Raw genomic sequence first — 26,464 nt, forward strand, 5'->3', positions numbered from 1 at the left:
AAAAGAAGGAAGGCTAAAGCCTTCCTTCTTTTTTTACTTCTCAACAATATGTACGGTAGCAGTTCGTCCCGAGACAAAAGCAAGCTGATTTTTCGGTGTTTCATCTAACACGATCTTCACGGGTACACGCTGTGCTAAACGAACCCAGCTAAAGGTTGGGTTTACATTGGCAAGAAGCTTAGAGCTACTTGAACGCTCACGATCTTCAATTCCCGATGCAATACCTTGTACATGGCCTTTAATTTTTTGGTTATCACCCATTAACTGTACAGTGGCCTGATCACCGACATGAATACGATTTAATTTGGTCTCTTCAAAATAACCCACGACATACAGCTGTTTACGATCAAGTAATGCAGCAACCGCTTGGCCTACTTGAACATAGTTACCCGGGCTCATATCAAAGTTAGATAAAGTACCATCAGCGGGAGCAATTACCGCAGCACGATGCATATTAAGCTCAGCCAAATGTAAACTGCTCGTTGCTGCCTCAATCAAAGCCTGCTGTTGCTTAACAGTTGCTTCTGCTTGCTCAATTGCTGCTTGTAGTTGCTCATGCTCTGCATGGGATTGATCACGTGTTGCAAAAACCTGATCTTGTTCTTGTTTTGAAATCGCCCCATCCATTAAGTTTGAATAGCGGCTCGCATTTTTTTCAGCTAAACGAATATTGGTATCTGATTTAATCAGATTTGCTTTTGCTTGAGCTAAGCCTGCTTGTGATTGAGCAAATGCTGCTTTCGCTTTTGCTAAATCAGATTTTGCTTGCTCTACATCTAAAGCTCGACGAGACACATCAATTTTAAAGAGCACCTGACCCTTCTTCACACTCTGGTTATCTTGAACCAAAACTTCTGTGACAAGACCCGCTACATCCGAAGATACTTGGATGACGTCACCACGAACTCGACCATCTCGTGTCCACGGCGCTGCATTGTAGTAGTTCCACAAATGCACAATGGTATAGACCGCAACCATTAATGCGACAATCAAAATTACTGGACGGATGACTTTTTTCAAATCCACCTGATTCATTTCACTCACCTAACTCAATCTTTAATTTCGCAATCATCTCTATGCACCCACCCCAACAAAAATTTGATGTATCACCAAGAGCAATAAAAGGTAAAAACACAAATTAAAAATACTAGGTAATGCAATCCAGCCTTGTGCAATCCACTTGTTGGTTAAAACACTTAATCCACGGAAACATATATATGCCAAGAGGGCTTGAACGAGCAAAGAAGGCACGTAAATGCCATAAACATTAAACTCACCCATTTGCTGTGGCTCCTCTAAAGGTACTGTTTTCATTCATTTGATCTGATGAAACATGACACATGCTATAAGCAATATTGTTAAGTGAAATGAGTAATCTTTGTCGCATAGTCATATCGTCAACATTTGAAGCAAGCTGTTTTAGTTCAAATAAAGCTCGATGGATTTTTTCCACTAAAGCCACAGTATTGTCTGCATCATTTTCTTTAGCTCTAAACAGTTCATCCAGATTCTGTTGCAGATTTCCGATGTGATGAGCCAGTTCTGAATTTTGAGGGAACTGATTCGCCAGTTCTTGTAATCTACTTAAATCGACAATACTGCTCGACTCAATCAGTGCTTGATGAATTGAAGTTTTAATCTCGCCAGATTGCACCATTTTGCTGTTTAGAATCCCAATTCGGTCTAGCATGCTGCGTAAGTGAACTTTAAAATCAAGACCATATGGTAAATAAATCGCCTGTCTCATTGCACGATAATGCAAGGCCAAAATACGGCTGGCACTCGTGTCTGGCGACATTGCACGAACAACGTCAATGACAACTAAAGACACTAAGACACCCAAGATCATGGCAAAAGAACCATCAAGATAAGACACTGCATCCATGCTATAAGCATTGTGCAGGTTTAGGCCCATCATGGTATTAATACCCAAAACCATACCCACTGGCATAAGCATCTGGTTAGCCATCATAGAAACTGCAAACAGGAACATAGGTAATAAAACCAGTCCAAGTTCCCAAAATGTGGTGACATGAGGAAAGATACCAAATGCATAAACGAACACTAAAACTGCTGAAGCGATACTGCCCCAGATAAAAATACGCAAAACCGGAACGGGATTATCTAAGGCCGTTAAAATACAGGCAGTTACTGCGCCCATTTGCGCCATCATAAATCCAGCTTTCCACCCCGAAACAATCCAGACCCCAGTCACAATAAATGTAATAAGGACTGCACTAATGCCACCTCGGATAGCCACACCATGGTCACGGTGTAAACTCGGATATTTGGTGGTCATTGGCGTAATGTTGTCAGGAATTTCTTTATTACCTTGCTGAATTCGCTGCCACAAGACTTTAACCGCTAAAACATTACTAATGAAATGGCGCACATCCATTTTCATAGCTGCGACCAAAACTTGCTGATGTGTAGAAGCCGATTCCATCAAACTTGCAAAATCACTTTCAAACTCATCAGGTAACTGCAAAATATTTTCATCAATAATTAGATCTTTTTGCTCTAAAAACTGTACAACATGAGCCGAAAGCTGTTGCAGTTTTTCTGCATGAGTCTCGATGAATCGAAGTTCTTGAAGCTGCTTAATACGCTCAGATAAAGCGACTAGATTAGCGACCACCATTGAAATTTGATGAAGCATTTCCTGCAAGGGTTTGGTCATGCCATGCAACTCACCCTTCTCATAACTCAAATGTACTGCCAAAGCATGAATATCTGTGGTGTCGCGAGTAATGGTCGCTAAAAGTTGAGTATTGTTCTGCTGCGGGTCAGCAGTTAATAAATTGGCAAACAGATTTTCTGTATCTTTAAGCGTTTTGATAACGCGTTGCTTAATCGCAGAACCAATGTGCATTGGAAGAATAGTGGCAGAAACCACAGCGCTTGAAATCACCCCAATCGAAATCTCTATGACCCGAGCTAAAGCAATATCAAAAATATTGTATTGATCAATATAGGTAATCGCATTGAAGACAATCATGGCTGTCGAATAACCCGCCAGCATAAAAGCATAACTGCGTGGAGTCCGGTCAAGTAAAGACACATAAAGTGCAAAACCCACCCACAACGACAACACCACGGTAAATAACCAAGGTGTATTAATTAGATGTGGCGTTAGCGTTAAGGCAATCACAGCCCCACCAATCGTCCCTACCACACGGTAGACGCACTTAGAGGACACCATTCCTGAATAAGGATTGGCAATAATCAGGACCGTACCAATCGACCACATCGGGTTAATCAGATCTAATTCAAATGAAACAAATAACGCCAACATTCCGGCAATAAATGTTTTTATTGCAAAGATCAGATCAAGCCTACTCGGGCGAAACGCCAGTATTTGCTTTAATAACATGAACTCATCTCAAATACAGATTTGAACTGATGAGCATGCCCTTCAATGTTAAATTGCCTTTCTAGAGACAACAAAACTGTGCCATTTGCCTAAAAGCAAATGAGATGAGGAGCATCCTTCAATACAATGATTTTTCCACATCCTGCCTGATTGGCCCAGATGATTTCAATTTGGACGTTATTTAAACTGCCAAACTTTGGAAAGAAGAGGTATCAAGAAATTCGCCTAGAATCGACCAATTTCTCGATTAGATATTTTGTTTGGCAATTTTTTCAAAATAAAGCGATTTAGTCAACTAAAATATCTCTATTTGATAATTTGATATATTTTTTGATAATCATATATGATGTATAAGCCAAGAGAAGTTTTCTCTTTGTCAGAGTAAAATACTCAAATCAGGCATTTATTTTAGAATTGAGACAAATTTTCTTTTTTTCTGTTATAAGAACTCAAACATGACTCTTTGTTAAAGGATACGAACAAGACGCTATGGCAATTTCAAGTTTTGGCAAAATTTTAACCGTATTGGACCTATTTTCAGTTTCGCGTCCAATAATTAATGTCGATATTATTTGCGAAGAACTTGGCTTGTCTAAACCAACCAGTTACCGTTATCTGAAAGAACTGGTGTCTACCGATCTATTAAAACGCATTAATGGAACGTCTGGCGATTATACCTTAGGCTCAAAAATTGCAGTTCTTGACTATATTTCCCGAACCACTGATCCGTTAGTTCAAATCAGCACACCATTTATGCGAAACATTGTGGAGCGTACCGAACTGTGCTGCTTGCTCACCTATTTAAATGATGACTATTGCATTGACATTCATCATGAAATATTCAAAGACACCGAATTACTCTCATATGGCCGAGGCTGCCCAAGACCTATTTATGTTGGGTCATCTCCAAAAACGATGGTTTCGCATTTAAGTAAACAACGGATGCAAGACTACTATCATCGTTACCAGCAAGAATTAAAACAATCAGGTTTTGCTGAAGATGAACCAAGCTTTATTCAGCGTATGCGTAAAATTAAAAAACAAGGGTTCTATTTCTCACAAGGTGAGATTGACCCCAATGTTTCTGGCCTTGCCGTTCCAGTTCGTTTTTCGAACAAAGAGGTACCTTTAGCTTTAACTTTAGTTGCTTCTAAAAATCGTTTTGATTTTTTAAATGTTGAAAAGCTCACCGAAATTTTGCAAGAAAATGCAGCACTTATTGAACAACGTTTTATGGAGTTATCTGAAAAAGGTGAAATTTAAAACCCGCCTTTATGATAATTTAACCTTTTCTTACATTTTAATGCATTGAATAGATCGCAATATTCTCATATTATGATTTTAGCTCTTATTGATGATTCTTTTCATCAGCAGCTCATCAATAGAAGCATCCCCCTCAGAGGAATAAGCTCATGTTGCCATCATGGGCTTTTTTCTTGTCCAATTTTTGATGAAAGTCATGAAAACTGAAACTGCCTGAAAGTAAGATTAATACGCGGCTGTAAAATTTTTGTTGAGCGATTTAAACGATGTTGCCAATGTTGTTGCGTTTCGCCACGCATCACGATGAGTTGGCCGGGTTGTAGCCACAATTCAACTTTTTCTTTACTTTGAATGTGTCTAAAAGAAAATTTACGGGTAGCTCCAAAACTTAAAGATGCAATCGTTGTGGTTTTCGCTAAAGAAACATCCGAATCACTATGCCAAGCCATACCTTGTGTTCCATCTTCATAAAGGTTTGCCAAGCACGAGTTAAATTTTTCTGAAAGTCGCTGTTCTACCAATTGTTTGAGTTTGGCAAGCGCTCGATCCCAAGGCAAAGAATCACGAATGACACCCGAATATTTATATTGATAATAATTATCTCCATACCATGCCACTTTTCGGGGGGTGATAAAGTGCTTGCCATACAACTTAGCCTCGTCATGTTTCCACGCGAGATGTTGGTAAAGATAGTGAAAATATTGTTCGGCTTCTTCTGGGCTTAAAATACAACCATAGTCCTGAACTTCACCATCATAGGGTAATAAATTTTCACAAGGCTCTGGAGCAAATAAATCCAAGGTCATGCGGTCTCTCCATGTTTCTTTGACATCTCCCAAGCTAACAATGCCAATTTACGCCCCTTTTGCCAATGATATTCTCCGACCATGCCCGTTGCACGAATCACCCGATGACAAGGAATCAAATATGCAATCGGGTTTTGCCCAATTGCTGTGGCAACAGCTCTAACAGCTTTAGGCTTTCCAATCTGCTCTGCAATATCTTGATAGGTCCGCAATTGACCTTCTGGAATGGTCAGTAACGCTTCCCATACTTGTAGCTGAAATGGAGTTCCAGCCAAGTTAAGCGGAAGCTTGTGCTGCAAGTGTTCTGAAAAATCGTGTTCGAACCACTCTGCAACTTGTTGATGCCAAATCGGCGATTGATTTTTTAATTGAGCTTTAGGGAACTGCTGTTTAATTATTTCTTCGATATTCTCACGAGTATTGATAAAGCGAACAGAACATATTCCCTTTTCGCTGCTTATAACCAACAACTCACCAAATGGGCTTGCCTCAATCGAATAATTAAGTGTAACCCCTTCACCTTGCAGTTTATATTCACCAGGCGTCATACCTTCAAGCTGAATAAACAGATCATGTAAACGACCAGTACCAGACAAACCCGTGTTTAAAGCAGTGTCTAATAAGCTGCGTTGCTGCATCAGATAGTATTTAGCCTGCTGCAAACTCATATATTGAACGAATTTTTTCGGGCTAATACCCACCCATTCTTGAAACTGGCGTTGAATATAACCTGAACTTAAATTCATATGACTCGCAACATCGTCCAGACTAGGTTGCTGGTCCAGATGTTCATATAAATATTCAATTACAGTGGCAATTACAGCAAATTGCCGAGAAGAAAGCATTTGCATGTGTCACCTCCTTAGCACTTATATCTTACATTAAAGTACCTAAAGCTCGGTGACGACCCGATTCTTGCACTATCCGAAAATAAAAAAGCCTTTCGTTATAGAAAGGCTTAATCATTCAATCTGAAATTAAGGTTGCTTTAAATAAGGCCAAGCGGCTCTTAGGTAAATAAACATTGACCATAAAGTAAGAATCACAGCGGTATATAACAAGGCATATGCCAGCATTTCTAAAGGCTGCCAATTAAGTAAAAACACACTGATGGCAATCATCTGAAAAGCTGTTTTATATTTGCCTACTGTCGATACAGCCACACTCGTTCTTGCGCCAAGTTCTGCCATCCACTCACGCAAAGCAGAAACTGTAATCTCTCTTGAAATAATGACAATTGCAGCAAAAGCCATTGATATGGTGGGATTCCACTGCACCAAAACAATCAGTGCTGCTGCCACCATAAGCTTATCTGCAACTGGATCTAAAAAACGGCCAAATGCTGAAGTCTGGTTTAAAGTTCGTGCCAAATAGCCATCAAACCAATCGGTAATAGCAGCAAACACAAAAATTGCAGTCAAGATAATATGACGACTCATACTTCCTTCTTGCTCACCAATACCCATTGCAGGCGGCCAATACGCAATCACCAAAAATACAGGAATAAGCGCGATACGCGCCAAAGTTAGGATATTTGGGATATTCAGGATTCGCCCTGTGGTCATAAACACCGCCAATTTAGTCTTCAAGCATCTTGTAACAGACAAAAATACTTTCTTCAATATTGTATCTATCTGTAACAGCCACTTTATACGAAATATATGAATCGAGGAAGTAGACTGCTTAGGTAAATACCGTAACAGTTTGCCGTAAAATTGCAATTAAATGATCATTTTGATCCCATAAATGCGCATATTCTGTGGAATAACCTTCACCAGCATATTCAGTTACCACTTTATATTTAAACCAGTCATATAGTTGATGCTGGATTGGATGCACATAGGTGATGTGCCAAGTTAAAGAACTTGCAGGAGCAACTTGTTTAAACATCGGTAATACACCAGGTGGCCAAATATCCATCAGAACAATTAAATCTGGCAAAGTCATTTGACGATTTTCATGCTTCTCTGGGGAGAACCTTGACCATCCTCCAAAGTCAGCATACTGACTTCCTGTAACAGGATGATGACCTTCTGCCCAGCATACATCAAAATGTTGATAGCATTCTGGCATTTGTCTAGCAAAAGGAAGAGGTTTTAAGTCTTCTGGTGGTGCATAAACTGGAACCATAGGTCCTTGGCGTACTTCAATATTCGAAGCGCGAGGCACACCAAAGCTTGCGACCAAAATAGTTTGTACCGCGCCATCTTGCCATAACCGGGTTTCAAGCGTAGTGACCGACTTTCCTTCCCTTAAAATTTCAATAGTCAATTGGGCAGGTCCCTGCTGTACAGGGCCAACAAAAGTAATACTACAACTTAATAATCTTTTATTTGGGTCGTGAATATTTGAACATGCTTTTTGCATCAATAACCCTGCAACAAAACCACCGAAAACCGTGCGGCCTTGTAACCATCCTTCAGGTATTTCAATCCATTCCTTTTCTTTTATTTCTTCAAATATTCGCAGCAATGACATTCCTTTCCCTAAAACGAAAGTGTTATTAGGAAATATCTTTCATCATTTTGATTGGAATGTGAATGGTCAATCATTGAGTAATTGGCGAATTATTTTGTCACTCGACCTTTAAGCCTATGCTTATTCGTGCAGAATTTTATAAATTGTTCTGGCCATCATCTCACCAAAACCAGGCACAAGTGTGAGCTCTTTTTCTGAAGCTTTCAAAACACCTTGGATCCCACCAAAATGAGTCAATAAATCTCGACGGCGTTTCGGTCCCAACCCCGGAATTGCTTCTAAAACTGATGTACTACGACGTTTATCACGTTTAGCTCGGTGTTTAGTAATTGCGAAGCGATGGGCTTCATCACGCACCTGTTGAATCAAGTGCAATGCTTTATTGTCTTCTGGTAATTGAATTTTCGTGCCATCAGTAAAATGTAGGGTTTCAAGCCCGGGTTTACGACCTTCACCTTTAGAGACCCCCACCATAAAAGCATCGAGCCCAAGCTCTTGCATGACATCCATCGCCATGTGAAGTTGACCTTTACCGCCATCAATCAACAACAGATCAGGCAATATGGCTTTTTTATAACGTCGTGTTAAAGCTTGGCGCATGGCAGCATAATCATCGCCACCAGTAATATCTTGAATGGCAAATTGGCGGTAATCACGCTTACGAGCACCACCTTGGTCAAACACCACACATGATGCAATTGGGGCTTCACCCATGGTGTGACTAATATCAAAGCATTCAATACGATCGACTGGTCTTCCAATCACTTGTTCTAACTGATGAAAACGTTCATTGAGTTCTAAATGATTACTCAGCTGTCCCTTAATGGCATGTTGAACGTTCATTTCAGCAAGCTCTAGCCACTCCGCACGAGTTTCTCGCACACTACTCTTAATTTGGACCTTCTTACCAAACTGCTGTGCCAATGCTTCTTCTAACTCTTTATGGTCAGGTAAAGCAATATTCACAATGAGTTCATTTGGAACTTCATCTGCAACCTGAAAGTAAAAGTTAGCCATAAAGTCACTGAGCATTTGACCAAGATCATCGCCAAGCATGTCTGGGAAATAACTTTTACCACCCAACATTCGCCCATTGCGTACATACATAATTTGCACGCAAGTCACGCCAGCCTGATATGCAATTGCCAGAATATCCGCTTCACCCTTAACCTTAAAAACAGCCTGTTGTGCTTGTACTTCACGAAGCAAAGACAATCGGTCGCGGTAAAAAACAGCTTTTTCAAATTCAAGTTCAGCCGCGGCTTGCTCCATTTTGGCAATGAGCTCTTGATTTAACTCTTTGGTGTCGCCTTGCAAAAAGCGAATACTGTTATTAACGTCTTCTTTATAATCTTCGGGTGAAATCAGACCTACACAAGGTGCAGAGCAACGCTTGATCTGATATTGCAAACATGGGCGCTTGCGCTGTGAGAAGTAGCTATTTTCACACTGACGCACATTAAAAAGTTTTTGCAAAACAATTAAGGTATCGCGAGCGCTATAGGCGCTTGGATAAGGTCCAAAGAACTTACCAATTTGATGCTTCCCTTTGCCACGACCGCTCGCAAGTCGAGGATAGGGCTTATCTGACGAAACAAAAATATAGACATATGACTTATCGTCCCGCAGCATAATGTTATAAGGCGGACGATGTTGTTTAATTAGGTTTTGTTCTAAAAGTAATGCTTCAGTTTCTGAACGAGTCACCAAAGTTTCAATATTATAAATTCGTGCAACTAAAGCTTGAGTTTTAGGATGCTCAATCGTTTTAACAAAGTAACTCGACACCCGATTTTTTAGGTTTTTTGCTTTGCCGACATATAACAATTCGCCCTCTTTCCCTAGCATTTTATAAACACCTGGAAGTTGGGTCATGTTGGCTAAAATTTTTTCAATGTGGGGACGAGCGTTTTGATTCACTATCGGCAGACATGGCTTAATACTGAATACCTAATGTGATGTTTTAACCACTACTTTTCAAGTGCTTTACCGTGTCAGAAGCCAAATTTGAAAAGAGATTTGGCTATGACCCGACAGACTATGTCGTACTCGCTTAAGAATCGAGACGATAGTAGCTATATTTCACGTCTTTCTCTTTATATACAGCATAAGTTTTTTGGCGAAAATCCGAGAACCAGCCATTACCCGTATAACCCGCAATATGACCATATGTGTGGCCACTTGTCCGCTCAATAATATAGATATCACCTTCTTGAGGACGGTTAAAAGCAGGTTTAATTTTTTTATAGCCGTTCTTCTCAAGCGTATGCCCCCAATCAGAGGCAGCTACTGGGTGCTTAGACACATCTGCTCCTGCCGCTTGTAAAGCAATACGAATATTTTTGGCACATTTTTCTTTGCTATGGTTGGCAGATATACTTTCAAGCTTACTTGAGAACTTGTGCAAATTAATATTTTGATCTTCAGATGGCTGTCTTTTAGCATCAGATTTTTTATGTTTTTCAGACGTCGGAGCTGCTTGTCTTAACATCACTTTCATTTTTAAATCATCTTGAGAGCTTTCTTCTTTTCTCTCTTCGATATGATGAACATGTGCATGAACTGCGTGATGAGCATGAGCCATTTTAAAACCTACTTCCGCTAACCAGTCTTCGAAAAAACCGCGCCATTGTAGAATCAAAATTGCTCTTTGGTTTTTAATAGTTGTAACAAATTGCCAGCACTGTGAAATGAGTCACAAAATCCATTAAGTACTGTACAGCATAAAAAAAACGCCCTTCCGGGCGTAATAAAAATACTTATTTATCTATCATTATTGGGTTAAAGATTCACCTTTCCAAGCCTTAAGCATAGCATCCGCGGCATTTTCAGTGACAAAGTCACAATATTTACCTGCATAAGGTGGGACATATTCGTCAACACCAGACTTATGATGGTATTGCCCAGAATATTCGGTATCGTTTATTGTAAATTTCATTGCTAATAATAACTCATCGCGCGACCAATTAATGCCTTGCCATGTTCCCATTGCAGGTGCAGTACGATTTGAATCTACATACAAAGGCGCAGTACCGTCACTAGAGAACCCAATATAATCTTTATTGCTGTAGGTTTTATTAATCATCCAACAGGTGGAACCTTTCGGAAATTTCACTGAATCTTCTTCTAATAATAATGCCTTGTAATAAGCTTCAAAAAAGCCCTGCTGACTAAGTGGCAATGATTCATAAATCCACTGGCCTAAATATTTAGTCACTGGTTGACCTGAAATATCAATTTTAACTAAATCTTGATTTAAAAATAAATTATCACCTTTCACTAAGTTGGCTGGCTGATAGTTTAAAGCTGTATCAGAAAACTGGACTTGAGAACCTAACAAATACCATGTGCCATCAGTTGTTTTAATCGGATCTAAGGTCACTCCCTGATCAGTAAAATAATGCCGACTAAGTTCATAACCTAATGGATGATTATCAGGATAGCTTATATAAATCTTATTATCCTGAATCTTATAATTTTTCTTCTCAATCATTGGATTTCCAGCGATCTGACTCGCAGAAAAACTAACAAGTCTCTCACCTTGTTCCTCTGTCTCATCATTACATGCCGAAAGGCTTAATATACATAAACATGAAAGTATTAACTTTTTCATTATGTTCCTAAATTATTAATATAATCTAATCTTTATTATCAATAATTTGCTCTTTTTGGCAATGTAAAAATTAAATAATTCAGATGAGAGGTACTATAGTTTTATTAAGAATAATTCTATAAAACTTAATATGAAACCAACCAAAACTATATAATTAGAGAAGATGACTCACTGTTATTATCGACTAATTAACAATGCTTTTGAATAGCAGAAAATGAAACTATGATGGATAATAAAATTATGAAGAAGAACTCATACAATATTGGTATCATATTGTTTATTATATTTATTCTATCCGCACATTACTCATCAAAATTAAAAATATCCTATCATAACATGGGAAAGAATCAACCAACCTCGACGCACTCACCCCCATTGAACGAGCGTGGAAATATTAAATATATCACAAGCAGACAAAATCAAAATTTAAACATTCTTATGATTATGCCTCCAGTCATATTCATACTCAGCAGTATCTTTCTATACAAAGGAGGCATTCCATTTAACACAAGAGAGAGGTTGGATAAAAAATAAAATCCCCCATAAAAAATTTATCTTCCTAAATAAAAAACGCCCTTTCAGGCGCTTTAATTAAAATACATATGGTCGAACAAAAATCAGGAAGAAAATCCCAAGCATCAAGAACCATTTTAAGAAGTAATACAACTTACGATTTTTAGCTTTTAAAGCTTTAGCTTTAATACGAATTTGGTAAACATAACCAAAAGCTTTATTTAAACCGCCTGTTTGGTCACCTGTTTCATTCGGTGAGCTTGCCGCGGTCATCACACTACGACCGAACCAATGGTTGAAACGTTCCATCCATTTCACTTTCATTGGACGTTCAACATCTGCAAAGAAAATGATACGGTTTTGATCGGTCTTATTTTCAGCATAATGAATATACGTTTCATCAAACACGACACTTTGACCATCACGCCAAGAGTATCTTTCGCCATCGACATCAATAAAACAAAGGTCATCATTTGGTGTAATTAAACCCAAGTGATAACGCAATGAACCTGCATATGGGTCACGGTGTCTTACCAAACGGCTATCAGGTGCAAGCTCAGTAAACATTGCGGCTTTAATCGTCGGCAATGTTTTAAGAAGAGCTGTGGTCTTTGGGCAGAGCTCAGCAGCAGATGGATGACTTGATTCGTACCATTTTAAATAAAAACGTTTCCAGCCTGTTTTAAAGAACGAGTTAAAACCTAAGTCGTTATAAGTACTCGATGCTTTAATCCCACCTTGATCATATAAAGCTTTCGCTTCATCACGGATCATTTCCCAATTTTCATCCAACACTTTTAAATCTTTAAAATGCTGAGTGTCGATATAAGGCTGATTCGGCACCTTTGAAAAGATATACATTAAAAAGTTAATCGGTGCGAGCAAGGTTGAATGGTCAAAAAATTGACGATAAAACGAGTGACGCACTTTGCCGCGATGTTGGATATAGAATGCTGATATCACAAAAATCGCTAATATGATCCACTTAATCATATTGCTACTCTTTTAAAAGATTGGGGCAACTTCACCTTATATTTAAGGCAATAGAAACCGGAGGTTTATTTAATTGGCGCAAATTTTAACAAAATTGACTTATAAAAAGCCAATGTAAAAAAATTAAGCCAAATGATAGAGATCATACTTTAAATAAAAAAAATAAATATACGTTATTTTTCCATAACTTTAAGAACTTAAAATTTATGCATATTCCTATTTTCTTTTATAGGCTATGACTTGAACAATTGACTTTTTTGACAAAAAGTTAAGCTTTAAAACTTAATCGTTTTTATATAAAAATTTGATAATTCCAATGCGTTATAAAGAAAAAATTAAATTAAAACAAATGACTTTGGTTTACACCTATCTTTATGATTTCTTTTATGCATTTACTAGAGATGAATTAAATAAAAAATAAGATGACCCTTGCGTCACGGCTTGATACAACTTGTCAGGTTTTTTTTAGATATAGTTATCGTAAGATTAGCGAAGCATAAATGTGTACCCAAGCTGTGCACACGCTTCATAACATCAATTTAGAAGTCCTCCAAAACCAAGGAGATCAGGCATGATCCACGCTGGCAATGCCATTACCGTCCAAATGCTTTCGGACGGAATTGCAGAATTCCGCTTTGACTTACAAGGTGAGTCGGTCAATAAATTTAACCGTGCAACAATTGAAGATTTCCAAGCTGCTATTGCTGCGGTAAAAGCAAATAATGATATTAAAGGCTTAGTTGTTACCTCTGGCAAATCAACATTTATTGTTGGGGCAGACATTACCGAGTTTGGTGAAAATTTCGCTCAAGGTGAAAAAGCGATTGTTGACTGGCTTATGCCTGTTCACGAAATCTTCAATAGCTTTGAAGATTTAGACATTCCAAAAGTTGTTGCTATTAACGGTATGGCGTTAGGTGGCGGTTTTGAAATGTGTTTAGTGTGTGACTATCGAGTGATGTCAGAAGCTGCACAAGTGGGCTTACCAGAAATTAAACTTGGTATTTACCCAGGTTTTGGCGGTAGCGTACGTTTAAGCCGTGTTATCGGTATCGACAACGCTGTTGAATGGATGGCGATGGCTGCTCCGAAAAAACCAGCTGCTGCATTAAAAGACGGTGCTGTAGATGCGGTTGTAGCTGCTGATAAATTACTTGAAGCTGCAACTGATTTAGTTAAACAAGCGATTTCTGGTCGTTTGAACTGGAAAGCAAAACGTCAAGAAAAACTTGATGCTGTGAAATTGAACCCACTTGAGCAAATGATGGCGTTCAACACAGCAAAAGGTGCAGTACTTGCTAAAGCGAATCCGGCTCAATACCCTGCTCCAAAACTATTACTTGATTCATTACAAGCGGGTGCAAGCCTTGCGCGTGACGAAGCATTAAAAGCTGAAGCTGAAGGTTTTGCTAAAGCAGCGATTACTCCACAAGCTGGTGCATTGATTGGTTTATTCCTCAATGACCAAGTTGTTAAGAAAACTGCTAAGAAACATGAAAAAGGTGCTCACCCTGTAAACCAAGCAGCTGTACTTGGTGCTGGTATCATGGGTGGTGGTATTGCTTACCAAGCGGCAAGCAAAGGCACACCAATTATCATGAAAGATATTGGTAACCCACAACTTGCACTAGGTATGTCAGAAGCGAACAGCTTGTTAACTAAACAAGTTGAACGTAAGAAAATGAAACCTGTGCAAATGGGTGAAACGCTTGCACGTATCCGTCCTACTTTAAGCTACGATGAGTTTAAAGAAGTCGACATCGTGATCGAAGCGGTTACAGAAAATCCAAAAGTTAAAGAAATCGTTCTTGCTGACACTGAAAAGCATGTTCGTGAAAATACGATTATTGCGTCTAACACGTCTACAATTTCAATTACGCGTTTAGCGAAAGCTTTACAACGTCCTGAAAACTTTGTAGGTATGCACTTCTTCAACCCAGTTCACATGATGCCGCTTGTAGAAGTAATTCGTGGTGAAAAGACTTCTGAAGAAGCGATTGCAACTACTGTTGTTCTTGCTCAAAAAATGGGTAAAACACCAATCGTTGTAAACGACTGCCCTGGGTTCTTGGTTAACCGTGTATTGTTCCCTTACTTTGGTGCATTTGACCTTCTTGTAAAAGACGGCGCAGACTTCCAGCAAGTTGACAATGTGATGTCTAAGTTTGGCTGGCCAATGGGTCCTGCTTACCTCATCGACGTTGTAGGTATCGACACGGGTGTTCATGGTGCAGAAGTCATGGCTGAAGGTTTCCCAGACCGTATGAAGCCAGACTACAAAGGTTCAATCCAAGCAATGTACGAAGCTAAACGTCTTGGTCAAAAGAATGACGTTGGTTTCTACAAATACGAACTCGACAAGAAAGGCAAGAAAGCAAAAACTGTTGATCCAACAGCGTATGAAATCATTGCTCCTTTCGTCACTGGTGAAAAACGCGAGTTTGATAACCAAGAAATCATTGACCGCATGATGCTTGCTTTCTGTAACGAAACAGTTCGTTGCTTAGAAGACAACATCGTTGCAACTGCAGCTGAAGCTGATATGGCAATGATTATGGGTGTAGGTTTCCCTCCATTCCGTGGTGGTCCATGTCGTTATATCGACCAAACAGGTGTTGCTGAATACGTTGCGCTTTGCAACAAATATGCACACTTAGGTAAGGCTTATGAAGCGCCACAAATGTTGCGTGACATGGCTGCTAACAACAAAAAATTCTACGGTTAAGGAGCAACGTGAATGGCTACTTTGAATCCACGTGACGTTGTCATCGTTGATGGCGTACGTTCTGCAATGGGTAAAACCAAAAACGGTATGTTCCGCAATGTACGTGCTGACAGCTTATCTGCTGAATTAGTTCGTGCACTCGTTGCTCGTAACCAGTTTGATACCAATGAAGTTGAAGACCTGATCTGGGGCTGTGTAAACCAGACTCTAGAGCAAGGTATGAACATTGGACGTAACATCGGCTTATTGGCTGACCTACCAAAAACTGTGGCAGGTCAAACTGTTAACCGTCTTTGTGGTTCATCTATGCAAGCACTTCATACGGCTGCTGCACAGATCGCAACCAACCAAGGTGATATTTTCATTATTGGTGGTGTAGAGCACATGGGTCACGTAGGTATGATGCATGGCATCGACCTTAACCCAGAAGCATCTAAACACTACGCTAAAGCATCTAACATGATGGGCTTAACAGCTGAAATGTTAGGTCGTATGAATGGCATTAGCCGTGAAGAGCAAGATGCATTTGGTGTTGAATCTCATCGCCGTGCTTGGGCTGCAACACAAGAAGGTCGTTTCAAAAACGAAATCGTTGGTGTTGAAGGTCACGACGCAAATGGTTTTAAAATCCTTTGTGACATCGATGAAGTGATTCGTCCAGATGCAAACCTTGAATCGTTCAAAGCATTACGTCCTGTATTCGATCCTAAAGGCGGTACGGTAACTGCAGCTACATCTTCAGCTTTATCTGATGGTGCTTCTGCAATGTTACTTATGTCTGCTGAGCGCGCACAAGCGTTAGGTTTAAAACCACGCGCTGTAATTCGCTCTATGGCAGTTGCAGGTTGCGACGCTGCAATCATGGGTTACGGTCCAGTTCCAGCAACTCAAAAAGCGCTTAAACGTGCTGGTTTAACGATGGCTGATATTCAAACTATCGAGTTAAACGAAGCATTTGCTGCTCAAGGCTTATCAGTAATGAAAGGCCTAGGCGTTTATGACAAGCAAGACATCATTAACTTAAATGGTGGTGCGATTGCTTTGGGTCACCCACTAGGCTGTTCTGGTGCACGTATCACCACTACGTTGTTAAACGTAATGGAACAACAAGATACTCAAATCGGTCTTGCGACCATGTGTATCGGCCTTGGTCAGGGTATTGCAACGATTATCGAACGTGTTTAATTAACACCAAGATAAAAAAATCCCCGCTCAATGCGGGGATTTTTTATCGGCCTTTTAAACCATCTTGAATTTGCTGTTGTAAATTTATGAGGTCAGTAATATTCACTTTCATCGTTCCATCACGATAAGCATCAACATTACTTCGATTAATGTTCAAAGGTCTTAACATTTCAAAAATACCGTTGGTTGGATCAGAAGACTGTATTCCACCGGCTACCGCTAAAATGTATTGTTGTAAAAATGGAGAAAGTTGAGATAAATCTGGTTGTGCCATAACTGGCTGATAATCTACCGTAGTCATGCCTTCAGGGACCAAAGCATTCTGTATATCATTATGAGTTTTATACTCACGGTGTTGCAGAGCCTGACGCACTTTTTTATCTTCTTGAAAAGGTACAAACCCCACTTCTTCACGTAGCTCAGATTCAGCCATAACGCGAATTGTAGGTAACGTAGCGACCTCTTCAGCTTGAACAGTCGGCAACCCCATAAAAGCAAATGCAGCGATCAAAGCTGATTGTTTTAGAAAGTTCATAACTTGCTCCAAAAATCAGTCACCCTATTCAAATTAAAAAGATGATGATTAAATTAAAAGTATCTATAAATAGGCTACAACAAAGTCGAATTTGATTCAGTAATGCTCAGATAAACGGTAAATATAATTAAATTTTTTAATGTAATAGTAAGGTTCTTTTATTTATTAGAAGAGTCCAATTATATAAATACACTCTATAACTGAGACAAAAGTGTTCAGATTATAGAGTGCGATTTATCTTATAAATTTTATTTGCTCTCTAACATCTCTTTTAAAGAATTCACGACTTGCGGAAATGTTGTATAACCTTCCCGCCCTAAAAAATGACCGCCATTTGGTACTGTAATGTACGGCGCATCAATTTCTTTAGCCAATTGAATCGTAAGTTTTGGTGGAACCAAATCATCATTATCAGACAAATACACAAGCTTTTTCTTTATGTCATGAAAGTAACTCGTATCGACTTTGCTTTTTGTTATATAAGCATCGAGTGGAGAAAAATCTGAAATAGGTCCAGAAAATCCAGATACTAAAATCATTCCACCAATCTTTTGGTAATCATGTCTTTGCAAAAAGTGCAGTAACGTAATAACCCCTAAACTGTGTGCAACAAAATAGGTATTTTCATTTACAACAGGGATATGTTGGTCTAAAACCTTCTGCCATGCTTCCACATCTGGATGTTCAGAATCTGGAAATGGAATTAAAGTAACGGTTGTATGTTCATCTTCTATTTGATGTTTTAGATCTAAAAACCAGTGATCATCTATAGAGGCTGAATAACCATGAAGTACAAATATTTGACGCATGTTGTTCTCCCGAAGTTCAATTATTTTGGCATTTGCAACAAATGACATGAAGCCGAATAACACCAATAAAATGAGTTTTCTAATCATGGAACAAGTACCATTTTGAAAGATATAAACATGCTAAACTATGACACCACTGTTAAGGTCAACCCTATTTTATGAACCTTGCCAAAGTTGCCGAACTCACAAAAGTAAGCCCTCGTATGCTGCGTTATTATGAGAGTTTAGGGCTTATACAGCCTCATCGGGCGAGTAATAACTATCGAAATTATACGCAAAAAGATATTGAAAATATTAAGAAAATTAAAATATTAAATGATGCGGGAATGAATCTAAAAGACATTCAGGCTTTGTTACCTTGTTTTGATTTAGATGAACGCGTATTTACGCTATGTTCAGTAGTTCAAGAAAAGCTGCAAACTGAGCTCATGCACGTGTCCCAGCAGTTAATCAAACTACAAACTTCTCAAAGTTTATTACAATCTTTTTTAAGTAAAGGGAAAGCTGAGAGCACCAATCCATAAATTTTGATGCTCACGTTCAATTTATTCTTTTAAATCTCCCTCTAATGCAGCTACGTTCCTTTTCTTAATTTTTTCAACTTTTGCATTCAGCTTTAAAACATCTTGGTAAAGCTGGTTAAATTTTTTGACCTGAGCATTTTCATGAAAAAGAATCATCTGGTCTTTCTTTTGCCATGGATAGTTTTTTAGAAGTTTAAACATTTCTTCTGCTTTATCTAAAATTTGCAGTTCAATCATAAAAATTGCGTGATCTTGATCCGCCTTTTGTTGAGACCCCAATTTCATTTCCAGCAGTTGTCTCATCTCTGCATCCACAGATAATTCCTGAACTTTTGCTAAGAAAGTTTTATGAATTTTTTCATATTGAGTTTGATATTTATCTGAAGCCGTACGAACATCGGCTAACATTTTTTCTGTTTCCACATACTTCTGTTTTTTATCAAGATCTAAACGATCAACATTTAAAAAAGTATCCCATTTGGCTGCTTTTAATTCTCTTAAATATTCATTACGTGCATTTATATTTTGAATCCAATAACTTAAGAGAAATTCTGAAATTTGCTTATAGTGACCTGCTAAACGTTTATCGTGAATATCGAGTTGGATGGGTTTAGACCAGTCTTGTGCTTGGTCATAAAGCTGGTTCATTTTTTCAGTCATGACCACATCAAACATTTGGCTACTGTCTTTGGCCTGTTGCTGTTTGATATGTTGATAGGTGAAAAAAATAATACTCGTGATAACAACCAGACTTGCAATTGCAATCAAAACTCGGCGCATACACACCTCCTATTTCCCTTCTTATAGTTTTGCTCTTTATAGTTATGAAATAGAGCTTATATCTTCTTTATATGCCATTTATTTCACAATACGCAACACTCTATTCGCTATTCAAAGCTTTAAATCCTTGTGCATCATCCCTATTATGATGGGTAATTAAAATTTATGAGATTCTCCCATGCGTGTTGATGTCTGGTCTGATGTAGTTTGTCCTTTCTGTTATATCGGCAAAAAACGCCTTGAACATGTAGCTGCAGAGGCAGGTATTGAGCTTGAAATTCACTGGCATAGTTTTGAATTAGATCCTGATGCGCCAGCAAAGCATGACACATCAAATACAGAACGTTTGGCTAAGAAATATGGCCGTACCTATGAAGAGATGGAAGAAATGGAGCGCAATATTGCGGCCATGGCTGCCTCTGAAGGTATTGATTTCCAATGGCAAAAGGCTAACTCTGGCAATAGTTTCAATGCACACCGTATTATTCACCTTGCGCAAAGCAAAGGCTTAGGCAACCAAGCAAAAGAAGCTTTTTTCCATGCTTATATGACCGAAGGTTTAGCAATTGGTGAGCGTGAGGTTGTTGAAGAAATCGCTTCTCGTATTGGCCTTGATAATGCCGAAGTTGAATTTGTATTAGATACAAATGAACTATCTGACTTTGTTCGTCATGATGAAAAAATTGCGAAAGAACAGTTAAATGTTACTGGCGTGCCATTTTTTGTATTTGACCAAAGAATTGCGCTCGCAGGTGCTCAACCACGTGAAGTCTTTTTAAATGTTTTAGAGCAAGCACAGCTCAAAGCAAATGCTGAAGAAGTTGAACAGGATGATGCGGCTGTTTGTAATGATGAATCATGTGATATTCCACAGAAATAAATCAGCACAATTAAAAGTGTGATTAAATCGTATGTTTTATCACCATTTTAGCAATAGAGCGTTCTAAAAAAAGAACTATCCAATTGTTTAAAATCAGTTTATCATTGCCGCTTAGAATATTCGCGCTGTAATGTTCTGTTTTTTATGTGTTTAATGATCGGAATTTGAAGTTTCCTTGATCTATCATCCCCCTTAACTGGGGGATTTTTTTATGTAAAAATAATCGCTACTAGCTTAAACTTTTTAATTTATTTCAAATATGTAAGAAAAGTTAAATTTACTTAACTTTTGTGTCGCCCTCTTGATTTTATTAGAAAAATCAACAAAAGTGGAAACAACAACAAAACATAAAGATAGATATGAAAACATTTCACGTAATTCCTTATCGGCAGCTTTTTGCACTTTTAACGCTTGGGTTCGGTTCGGTGTGCATAACTCATGCAGAGGCAACTCATACTTCTTCAACTCAAATGGTCGAAGGTTCAAGCTCTGGAGTACAAACAGAAGCCACAACGGATGAAAATCTTCTAGATCAAATTCCGCGCTGGGTAGATGCGACCCCCACCATTTTTCCAGAGCAGTCTAATCAACCTATTGTTCCACCTACCGAACAAACAGAAGATCAAACATGGGTTGACCGTAAACAAAAGAACATTCGTAATTGGGCCGATCGTACTTCTGAAAAAATTGATAACTGGTTTGGTGAAGTCGATCCACAGAAACCGGCGACAGCAACTATTCGCGTAATGGTCGATAACTATTGGAATGAATACGATAACTTTGAAATTAAGCCCAGAATAAGAGGTAGGATTAAGCTACCTACTCTAGAAAAACGTCTAAGCGTCGTGTTTGGTGATGACTCTTTAGATAACGAATTTAATAACAGTCCAGCCAATATTAACCAGAACCCAAATCAAGGTTCAAATAAGAAACTAGACGGTAAGCAAACTCGAGATGACAACAGTTCTATTGCTTTACGTTGGTCAGATTTCTCGAAAAAATTGCCTTTTGAAACAGATGCAGACTTAGGTATTCGTTCTGGAGATGATATTTACGTTCGTTTAAAAGCATCGAGAGATTGGCAATTACGTAATGATTTTAAATTTTATGCAGAGCAAATTTATCGTTATGGTATAGACAGCGAAAACTACTTACGTACCAATCTTGAACTTACACATGCCAGACCAAATCAGCCAATTTTATCGAATCAGTTCAGCCTGACCTATGCCGATGATCAAGATGATGATCTAGCTTGGGAAAACCGGACTTTCCGCGAGCATAGTTTCTTTGCAAACAACCGTTTTAACTATGGTATTTATACCAGTGGTTATTACAACGACAATGACTTACGTTTAAATAGTTGGGGGCCTTTTGTTTCATGGCGCCAACCCGTTTTACGTGAATGGTTCTTTGTTCAAGGAGATGTAAATTACTTTAATGACCATCGTGAAGATCGCAACCATTTCGTCAGCACATTCTTACGTCTAGAAGCACTTTTTTAAGCCTGTAAACATCACCTTGGAAACTTCATTCAAGGTGATGAATAATAAAACACTTTTAAATAAAAATTTAAGATTAGCCTCTTAACATATTATTCTAATTTTTGATTCTTTTTTATTCTGAACGATGAATCAATTCTCTTCTTTTTCATTTCACTACAGATCAACTGTCTTAGTTTGTATTTATAGTCTGGGCGTATTGGCTTTACTTCCGCATACTCAATTTTTTTACAGTTCTATAAAGCACCAACGTTCAAGACGACATTCCTACTCGTCCAACCAACTCAGCAAAACAAACAGACTGTCTCTGCCATTTGCACTCTCTCCTTGTGAAATAGAGACAAATAATGCTTTACCCGATGTAGCCTTAATTCAAGAACTTATGGCTGTATTTGGGAATGATACGTTATGGAAGCGCGCAACCCAGCCTGAACAGCCTTATAAGGCCTTGGGTAAGAAAAAGAAGAAAGCTTCATCAAATCAAACTGAACTAACTAATCCACTCAGTGCAAGCTGGGCCACCATTTCAACCTGGATGCCTTTTGAAAATAATCTTGATCTAGGTTCAAACTCAGAAAGTGATGTCTATGTACAATTTTTGGCAAAGAAAAAATGGAACTTAAGACATAACATTAGTTTGGATACAGAGCAGGTATTTCGTTACGGTTCGACCAGCCGGCACTACACTGAAACCACTCTCAACCTAACGCAGAAAATGCAAGATAACACATTATTTTCTAATAAATTTAATGTAAACAAGAGTGAAAATGAAGATTACAACTGGGGAAATTGGACTTTTCAACAATTTGAGTTTGTAAAAGATAATAGTCTGACTTACGGTGTTTATAGTGGTGGCGTATATACCAAAAATGATATGCGACTAAATAGCTGGGGACCTTATATTTCGTGGCGCCAGCCTGTATGGCGAAATTGGCTTTTTATGCAAAATGACCTTAACTTTTTTAACCATATTGATGATGATTCGAGACATCAACTCAGCGTTCAAATGAATCTAGAAGCTAATTTTTAGTCAAAAATTACCAAATTGTGGATAACTCTTTCTTTATCCACAAAAAAGCCCCTGAAGGTTCAGAGGCTTTTTTTTATACTGAATTATTTCAGCAATAAGCTATTAATACGTTTTACATAAGCTGCCGGATCTTCTGGTAAACCACCTTCAGCAATAACAGCCTGATCGAAAATCACATTTGCCAAATCATCAAAATGTTCTGAACCTTCAAGTTTTTTCACTAATGGATGTTCAGGGTTAATTTCTAAAATTGGCTTAATTTCAGGAACCTCTTGCCCCGCTTGTTTTAACATACGGATGAGTTGAGGTGATAACTCACCTTCGCTTGTTACTAAACACGCAGGAGAGTCGACCAGACGCGTAGTTACGCGTACTTCTTTGGTTTTCGCTTTCAATGAATCACTTAGCTTATCAACAACAGGTTTGAACTGTTCAGCTGCTTGCTCAAGTGCCTTTTTCTCTTCAGCATCTTGCAAATCACCTAAATCAACTGCACCTTTAGAGACATTCTTTAATGGCGTACCTTCAAACTCTTGAACAAAGTTCATTGCCCATTCGTCAACACGCTCTGCCATTAATAAGACTTCAATGCCTTTTTTCTTGAATAACTCAAGCTGTGGCGAGTTTTTCGCCGCCGCTAAACTGTCAGCAGTCACATAATAGATGGCTTTTTGGCCCTCTTTCATACGTGCCTTATAGTCAGCAAAAGAAGTCGTCACTTCATCATTTGTTGAAGTCGCATAACGTAATAATTTTAAAATACGTTCGCGGTTACCAAAGTCTTCGCCCAAGCCTTCTTTAATGACTGAGCCAAACTCACTGTAGAACGTCTTGAATTTTTCTTGGTCTTTTTCATCTTCCGATTTAGCCAAGCCATCAAGTACTGTTAATACGCGGCGTGCATTACCTTCACGAATCGTTTTTACATCACGACTTTCTTGTAACAACTCACGGCTTACATTAAGCGGTAAGTCGGCACTATCCACCACACCTTGAACAAAACGTAGATAATTTGGAATTAAATTATCTGCATCATCCATAATGAACACGCGTTTTACATAGAGCTTAATGCCCGCTTTTGCTTCGCGAGTAAAAATGTCATGTGGCGCTTTACTTGGAATATAAAGTAACTGTGTATATTCGGTACTACCTTCAACACGGTTATGCGCCCAAGCCAGTGGTGCTTCAAAGTCATGTGTTAAGTTTTTATAGAACTCAACATATTGCTCTTCAGTCACTTCGCTCTTGTTACGTGTCCATAAAGCACTGGCTGAGTTAATTGCTTCCCACTCGCCAGTTTTGACCATTTGACCGCCTTTAGACTCTTCGCCTTCAGCCGCCTCTTCCTCTTGCCAAACTTCTTTTTGCATTTCGATTGGCAAGCTAATGTGGTCAGAGTATTTATTAACGATGTGCTTAACTTTATAAGATTCTAAATAATCAAGCGCGTCATCACGTAAGTGAAGAATAATGTCTGTACCACGTGAAGCCTTATCAATTTGCTGAACTTCAAACTCACCTGTACCACCACTAATCCAACGCACCCCTTCAGATGCATCTAGACCTGCACGGCGTGATTCCACTGTAATTTTATCGGCAACAATAAAACCTGAGTAAAAACCAACACCAAATTGACCAATCAACTGAGCATCTGCTTTTTGATCACCAGTCAATTTTGACATGAAATCTTTAGTACCCGATTTTGCAATGGTACCCAAGTTATCAATCGCTTCTTGCTGGTTTAGGCCAATACCGTTATCAGAAATCGTTAAAGTTTTATCTTCTTTATTTAAAATGACTCGTACATGTAAATCTGGATCATTTTCATAATATTCAGGATGATTAATTCCTTCAAAGCGCAACTTATCACATGCATCTGATGCATTAGAGATAAGCTCGCGTAAGAAAATCTCAGGGTTAGAATAGAGAGAATGCGTCACTAAATGTAAAAGCTGTGCAACTTCCGCTTGGAAACTATAATTTTGTGATGCTTGTTCACTCATAAATCACTCCTTAAATTTTGAAGTCTGTTTGTTCTCGAATGCTTTATGAATGGAGTACTTCTAGAATTTTTCAATCCTGGATATTAAAAATTTTTACTCTAATTAAAATGGACCATGGCTTAGCACTCTATCTTGCAATATTGTGTCTAACTGCTTTTGACGTTGTTGATAAGCTTTAGCAATACAACTTACACCAGCAGCACAAGCATTTCTTTTTTTCAGCCATTGCTGCTGAGCATCTTTTTGGTTGTCCCGCCCGCCCATTGGTAAAGCATGCAGAACAATTTGATAAGTTGTTGCCATTTTTACATCTGCATCATTTAAGGAACGATTTTTACAAATACTCTTTTCCGTTTTAGTTTTTGCAGCATCACACGAGAAACTTGCGGCTTGCAAACTCTGTGTAAAAGCAATACCACTAAAAAGAGCCAAACACATCGCTAATTTTTTGTTCATGATTTTATTTCCATATTTGTAATGAATAAAAATTAGTTTAGAAAAAAATATGCATAAGATGTGTAGAAAACTGTCTGTTTTATGCTTTTTTTAGTGCAAGTAAAACTCATAAAAAAACCTCACATAAAATATATGTGAGGTGCCTGAGTCTAGGTTTATTATTATATTATTCTATTTATTATTATGCTTAAAATTTATAGCTATAACCTAAAGTGTAAACAAACGGATTAATATCTAGATCAAACTTAGTCCCATCATTTAAAGTAACTTCTGGGCTTAAATCAGCATAACGAACATCTACAAATACTCCCCAGTTTTTAGCATCCGCAGGTTGGAAGTTAAAACCAACTTGTCCTGCCACACCAAAATCTTCTTTCACATCTTTTACAATGCCATCTTCATCCCAAGCAATAAATGCTGTTGCACCAACACCAATATATGGCGTAAAACGAGTCGAATTTTTAAAATGATATTTAGCAGTAATCGTTGGTGGTAACTGTTTAAGACTCGCTACCTTATTTCCATTTAACAATACATCATGGTTAACAGGTGCTGCTAATAATAACTCTGCCGAAAATGGAGATTGACTAAAAAAGTATTCTACCGATGGTGTAAATGCATATTCATGATCTGCTTTAACTACAGTGTTTTCAGCAAGTGTCGTATCTTCCGAAGGAGCAATAACACTACCACCAAATTTCACTTGCCAGTTACCAGCAAAAGTAAAAGAAGACATCCCCATTAATACAACAACCAAAGCTTTTTTGAACACTTTAATATCTCCAAACTTATTTATATTTATAATAAACATTTATTTTAAAATCATGCAATACTCATTATAAAATTATTTTATTATTTATTTTTAAATAACTGTTTTAAATAAAATTATATATTAACCAACCATTTTAATTGGTTTTAAAGCCAACCTTATTAATCAAGATTATTTTATATTACCAACCATTTTAATATACTTTTTAATTCTGAGTATTTTAATATAAT

The 26,464-nt window shown here is 38.2% G+C and carries 25 protein-coding genes and 1 pseudogene; 8 read left to right on the top strand and 18 right to left on the bottom strand.

Annotated elements, in window-relative coordinates:
* Positions 1–33: 33 nt before the first annotated feature.
* The 4 genes and pseudogenes from ACLBWE_RS10300 to ACLBWE_RS10315 form a co-directional block, all read right to left on the bottom strand.
* The gene (locus ACLBWE_RS10300) at positions 34–1,035 is read right to left on the bottom strand and encodes an HlyD family secretion protein (protein WP_003654559.1); all 1,002 of its coding nucleotides are present in this window, start codon (positions 1,033–1,035) and stop codon (positions 34–36) included.
* Between the two features lie 39 nt (positions 1,036–1,074).
* Positions 1,075–1,281 carry a DUF1656 domain-containing protein gene (locus ACLBWE_RS10305; RefSeq protein WP_004640831.1) on the bottom strand — a complete coding sequence of 69 codons (207 nt, stop codon included), beginning with the start codon at positions 1,279–1,281 and terminating at the stop codon, positions 1,075–1,077.
* Complete coding sequence (locus ACLBWE_RS10310; RefSeq protein ID WP_447602676.1) at positions 1,274–3,373, bottom strand: FUSC family protein; 2,100 nt, start codon at positions 3,371–3,373, stop codon at positions 1,274–1,276. The genes ACLBWE_RS10305 and ACLBWE_RS10310 overlap by 8 nt, the downstream gene beginning before the upstream one ends.
* Positions 3,364–3,495, bottom strand: a pseudogene (locus ACLBWE_RS10315) (hypothetical protein). The gene ACLBWE_RS10310 and the pseudogene ACLBWE_RS10315 overlap by 10 nt, the downstream one beginning before the upstream one ends.
* 367 nt (positions 3,496–3,862) lie before the next feature.
* Between ACLBWE_RS10315 and ACLBWE_RS10320 the strand changes: the two are divergent.
* Positions 3,863–4,636: an IclR family transcriptional regulator gene (locus ACLBWE_RS10320; RefSeq protein WP_003654555.1), complete on the top strand. Its 774-nt coding sequence runs from the start codon at positions 3,863–3,865 to the stop codon at positions 4,634–4,636.
* A 194-nt stretch (positions 4,637–4,830) separates the two neighbouring features.
* Here ACLBWE_RS10320 and ACLBWE_RS10325 read toward each other — a convergent pair whose 3' ends face one another.
* The 8 genes from ACLBWE_RS10325 to lpxO all read right to left on the bottom strand — a co-directional run bounded on the left by ACLBWE_RS10325 (position 4,831) and on the right by lpxO (position 13,039).
* Entirely contained in the window at positions 4,831–5,442 is a 612-nt protein-coding gene (locus ACLBWE_RS10325) for an alpha-ketoglutarate-dependent dioxygenase AlkB family protein (RefSeq protein ID WP_003654553.1), read from the bottom strand.
* On the bottom strand, positions 5,439–6,293 hold the full coding sequence (locus ACLBWE_RS10330) for a methylated-DNA--[protein]-cysteine S-methyltransferase (RefSeq protein ID WP_447602679.1): 855 nt from the start codon (positions 6,291–6,293) through the stop codon (positions 5,439–5,441). The genes ACLBWE_RS10325 and ACLBWE_RS10330 overlap by 4 nt, the downstream gene beginning before the upstream one ends.
* 126 nt (positions 6,294–6,419) lie before the next feature.
* Positions 6,420–7,007, bottom strand: coding sequence for a CDP-diacylglycerol--glycerol-3-phosphate 3-phosphatidyltransferase (gene pgsA, locus ACLBWE_RS10335; RefSeq protein WP_004640822.1), 588 nt, complete (start codon positions 7,005–7,007; stop codon positions 6,420–6,422).
* A gap of 118 nt (positions 7,008–7,125) precedes the next feature.
* Positions 7,126–7,920, bottom strand: coding sequence for a thioesterase family protein (locus ACLBWE_RS10340; RefSeq protein ID WP_447602681.1), 795 nt, complete (start codon positions 7,918–7,920; stop codon positions 7,126–7,128).
* Between the two features lie 120 nt (positions 7,921–8,040).
* Entirely contained in the window at positions 8,041–9,840 is a 1,800-nt protein-coding gene (gene uvrC, locus ACLBWE_RS10345; RefSeq protein WP_427960983.1) for an excinuclease ABC subunit UvrC, read from the bottom strand.
* 133 nt (positions 9,841–9,973) lie between these two features.
* Positions 9,974–10,504, bottom strand: a complete 531-nt coding sequence (locus tag ACLBWE_RS10350; protein ID WP_198496562.1) for a CHAP domain-containing protein — start codon at positions 10,502–10,504, stop codon at positions 9,974–9,976.
* 189 nt (positions 10,505–10,693) lie between these two features.
* Positions 10,694–11,533: a hypothetical protein gene (locus ACLBWE_RS10355; protein WP_447602683.1), complete on the bottom strand. Its 840-nt coding sequence runs from the start codon at positions 11,531–11,533 to the stop codon at positions 10,694–10,696.
* Between the two features lie 591 nt (positions 11,534–12,124).
* Positions 12,125–13,039, bottom strand: a complete 915-nt coding sequence (gene lpxO, locus ACLBWE_RS10360) for a lipid A hydroxylase LpxO (protein WP_447602686.1) — start codon at positions 13,037–13,039, stop codon at positions 12,125–12,127.
* A 304-nt stretch (positions 13,040–13,343) separates the two neighbouring features.
* Between lpxO and ACLBWE_RS10365 the strand changes: the two genes are divergently transcribed.
* The 3 genes from ACLBWE_RS10365 (at position 13,344) to fadA (ending at position 16,949) form a co-directional block, all read left to right on the top strand.
* The gene (locus ACLBWE_RS10365; RefSeq protein ID WP_100222434.1) at positions 13,344–13,460 is read left to right on the top strand and encodes a hypothetical protein; all 117 of its coding nucleotides are present in this window, start codon (positions 13,344–13,346) and stop codon (positions 13,458–13,460) included.
* Between the two features lie 150 nt (positions 13,461–13,610).
* On the top strand, positions 13,611–15,764 hold the full coding sequence (gene fadB, locus ACLBWE_RS10370; protein WP_447602688.1) for a fatty acid oxidation complex subunit alpha FadB: 2,154 nt from the start codon (positions 13,611–13,613) through the stop codon (positions 15,762–15,764).
* A gap of 12 nt (positions 15,765–15,776) precedes the next feature.
* Entirely contained in the window at positions 15,777–16,949 is a 1,173-nt protein-coding gene (gene fadA / locus ACLBWE_RS10375) for an acetyl-CoA C-acyltransferase FadA (RefSeq protein WP_004640802.1), read from the top strand.
* A gap of 43 nt (positions 16,950–16,992) precedes the next feature.
* Here the strand turns inward: fadA and ACLBWE_RS10380 are convergent, their stop codons facing one another.
* Together ACLBWE_RS10380 and ACLBWE_RS10385 are read right to left on the bottom strand one after the other, a co-directional pair.
* A complete protein-coding gene (locus tag ACLBWE_RS10380; RefSeq protein WP_447602691.1) occupies positions 16,993–17,484 on the bottom strand; it encodes a hypothetical protein in 492 nt (163 codons plus the stop codon).
* 248 nt (positions 17,485–17,732) lie between these two features.
* Positions 17,733–18,380, bottom strand: coding sequence for an RBBP9/YdeN family alpha/beta hydrolase (locus tag ACLBWE_RS10385; protein WP_447602693.1), 648 nt, complete (start codon positions 18,378–18,380; stop codon positions 17,733–17,735).
* Between the two features lie 71 nt (positions 18,381–18,451).
* Here ACLBWE_RS10385 and ACLBWE_RS10390 point away from each other — a divergent pair, with 71 nt between their 5' ends.
* Positions 18,452–18,817, top strand: coding sequence for a MerR family transcriptional regulator (locus tag ACLBWE_RS10390; protein WP_447602695.1), 366 nt, complete (start codon positions 18,452–18,454; stop codon positions 18,815–18,817).
* Positions 18,818–18,838: 21 nt separating this feature from the next.
* On the opposite strand, the gene ACLBWE_RS10395 is transcribed toward ACLBWE_RS10390, so the two are convergent.
* Positions 18,839–19,597 carry a hypothetical protein gene (locus ACLBWE_RS10395; protein ID WP_016139466.1) on the bottom strand — a complete coding sequence of 253 codons (759 nt, stop codon included), beginning with the start codon at positions 19,595–19,597 and terminating at the stop codon, positions 18,839–18,841.
* Positions 19,598–19,775: 178 nt separating this feature from the next.
* Here ACLBWE_RS10395 and ACLBWE_RS10400 point away from each other — a divergent pair, with 178 nt between their 5' ends.
* The 3 genes from ACLBWE_RS10400 to ACLBWE_RS10410 all read left to right on the top strand — a co-directional run bounded on the left by ACLBWE_RS10400 (position 19,776) and on the right by ACLBWE_RS10410 (position 23,006).
* Entirely contained in the window at positions 19,776–20,477 is a 702-nt protein-coding gene (locus tag ACLBWE_RS10400; protein ID WP_003654526.1) for a DsbA family oxidoreductase, read from the top strand.
* A 359-nt stretch (positions 20,478–20,836) separates the two neighbouring features.
* Entirely contained in the window at positions 20,837–21,979 is a 1,143-nt protein-coding gene (locus tag ACLBWE_RS10405) for a hypothetical protein (protein ID WP_424612151.1), read from the top strand.
* A gap of 124 nt (positions 21,980–22,103) precedes the next feature.
* Entirely contained in the window at positions 22,104–23,006 is a 903-nt protein-coding gene (locus ACLBWE_RS10410; protein WP_447602698.1) for a selenocysteine synthase, read from the top strand.
* A gap of 83 nt (positions 23,007–23,089) precedes the next feature.
* Here the strand turns inward: ACLBWE_RS10410 and htpG are convergent, their stop codons facing one another.
* The 3 genes from htpG to ACLBWE_RS10425 all read right to left on the bottom strand — a co-directional run bounded on the left by htpG (position 23,090) and on the right by ACLBWE_RS10425 (position 26,237).
* The gene (gene htpG / locus ACLBWE_RS10415; RefSeq protein ID WP_447602700.1) at positions 23,090–25,009 is read right to left on the bottom strand and encodes a molecular chaperone HtpG; all 1,920 of its coding nucleotides are present in this window, start codon (positions 25,007–25,009) and stop codon (positions 23,090–23,092) included.
* A 102-nt stretch (positions 25,010–25,111) separates the two neighbouring features.
* Entirely contained in the window at positions 25,112–25,465 is a 354-nt protein-coding gene (locus tag ACLBWE_RS10420) for a lysozyme inhibitor LprI family protein (protein WP_003654518.1), read from the bottom strand.
* 187 nt (positions 25,466–25,652) lie between these two features.
* Positions 25,653–26,237, bottom strand: coding sequence for an OmpW/AlkL family protein (locus tag ACLBWE_RS10425; protein ID WP_026056156.1), 585 nt, complete (start codon positions 26,235–26,237; stop codon positions 25,653–25,655).
* Between the last annotated feature and the right edge of the window lie 227 nt (positions 26,238–26,464).

It is taken from the genome of Acinetobacter sp. M5A5_2a (assembly GCF_053345265.1).

What these genes read in the sequence shown, in the direction of transcription:
- ACLBWE_RS10420 (WP_003654518.1), bottom strand. Translation starts at nt 25,465, where the DNA reads ATGAACAAAAAATTAGCGATGTGTTTGGCTCTTTTTAGTGGTATTGCT.
- lpxO (WP_447602686.1), bottom strand. Translation starts at nt 13,039, where the DNA reads ATGATTAAGTGGATCATATTAGCGATTTTTGTGATATCAGCATTCTAT.
- ACLBWE_RS10355 (WP_447602683.1), bottom strand. Translation starts at nt 11,533, where the DNA reads ATGAAAAAGTTAATACTTTCATGTTTATGTATATTAAGCCTTTCGGCA.
- fadA (WP_004640802.1), top strand. Translation starts at nt 15,777, where the DNA reads ATGGCTACTTTGAATCCACGTGACGTTGTCATCGTTGATGGCGTACGT.
- ACLBWE_RS10350 (WP_198496562.1), bottom strand. Translation starts at nt 10,504, where the DNA reads ATGGCTCATGCTCATCACGCAGTTCATGCACATGTTCATCATATCGAA.
- ACLBWE_RS10390 (WP_447602695.1), top strand. Translation starts at nt 18,452, where the DNA reads ATGAACCTTGCCAAAGTTGCCGAACTCACAAAAGTAAGCCCTCGTATG.
- ACLBWE_RS10330 (WP_447602679.1), bottom strand. Translation starts at nt 6,293, where the DNA reads ATGCAAATGCTTTCTTCTCGGCAATTTGCTGTAATTGCCACTGTAATT.
- ACLBWE_RS10400 (WP_003654526.1), top strand. Translation starts at nt 19,776, where the DNA reads ATGCGTGTTGATGTCTGGTCTGATGTAGTTTGTCCTTTCTGTTATATC.
- ACLBWE_RS10410 (WP_447602698.1), top strand. Translation starts at nt 22,104, where the DNA reads ATGAATCAATTCTCTTCTTTTTCATTTCACTACAGATCAACTGTCTTA.
- ACLBWE_RS10385 (WP_447602693.1), bottom strand. Translation starts at nt 18,380, where the DNA reads ATGATTAGAAAACTCATTTTATTGGTGTTATTCGGCTTCATGTCATTT.
- pgsA (WP_004640822.1), bottom strand. Translation starts at nt 7,007, where the DNA reads ATGACCACAGGGCGAATCCTGAATATCCCAAATATCCTAACTTTGGCG.
- ACLBWE_RS10405 (WP_424612151.1), top strand. Translation starts at nt 20,837, where the DNA reads ATGAAAACATTTCACGTAATTCCTTATCGGCAGCTTTTTGCACTTTTA.
- fadB (WP_447602688.1), top strand. Translation starts at nt 13,611, where the DNA reads ATGATCCACGCTGGCAATGCCATTACCGTCCAAATGCTTTCGGACGGA.
- ACLBWE_RS10320 (WP_003654555.1), top strand. Translation starts at nt 3,863, where the DNA reads ATGGCAATTTCAAGTTTTGGCAAAATTTTAACCGTATTGGACCTATTT.
- ACLBWE_RS10310 (WP_447602676.1), bottom strand. Translation starts at nt 3,373, where the DNA reads ATGTTATTAAAGCAAATACTGGCGTTTCGCCCGAGTAGGCTTGATCTG.
- ACLBWE_RS10325 (WP_003654553.1), bottom strand. Translation starts at nt 5,442, where the DNA reads ATGACCTTGGATTTATTTGCTCCAGAGCCTTGTGAAAATTTATTACCC.
- ACLBWE_RS10380 (WP_447602691.1), bottom strand. Translation starts at nt 17,484, where the DNA reads ATGAACTTTCTAAAACAATCAGCTTTGATCGCTGCATTTGCTTTTATG.
- ACLBWE_RS10305 (WP_004640831.1), bottom strand. Translation starts at nt 1,281, where the DNA reads ATGGGTGAGTTTAATGTTTATGGCATTTACGTGCCTTCTTTGCTCGTT.
- ACLBWE_RS10340 (WP_447602681.1), bottom strand. Translation starts at nt 7,920, where the DNA reads ATGTCATTGCTGCGAATATTTGAAGAAATAAAAGAAAAGGAATGGATT.
- ACLBWE_RS10395 (WP_016139466.1), bottom strand. Translation starts at nt 19,597, where the DNA reads ATGCGCCGAGTTTTGATTGCAATTGCAAGTCTGGTTGTTATCACGAGT.
- ACLBWE_RS10300 (WP_003654559.1), bottom strand. Translation starts at nt 1,035, where the DNA reads ATGAATCAGGTGGATTTGAAAAAAGTCATCCGTCCAGTAATTTTGATT.
- htpG (WP_447602700.1), bottom strand. Translation starts at nt 25,009, where the DNA reads ATGAGTGAACAAGCATCACAAAATTATAGTTTCCAAGCGGAAGTTGCA.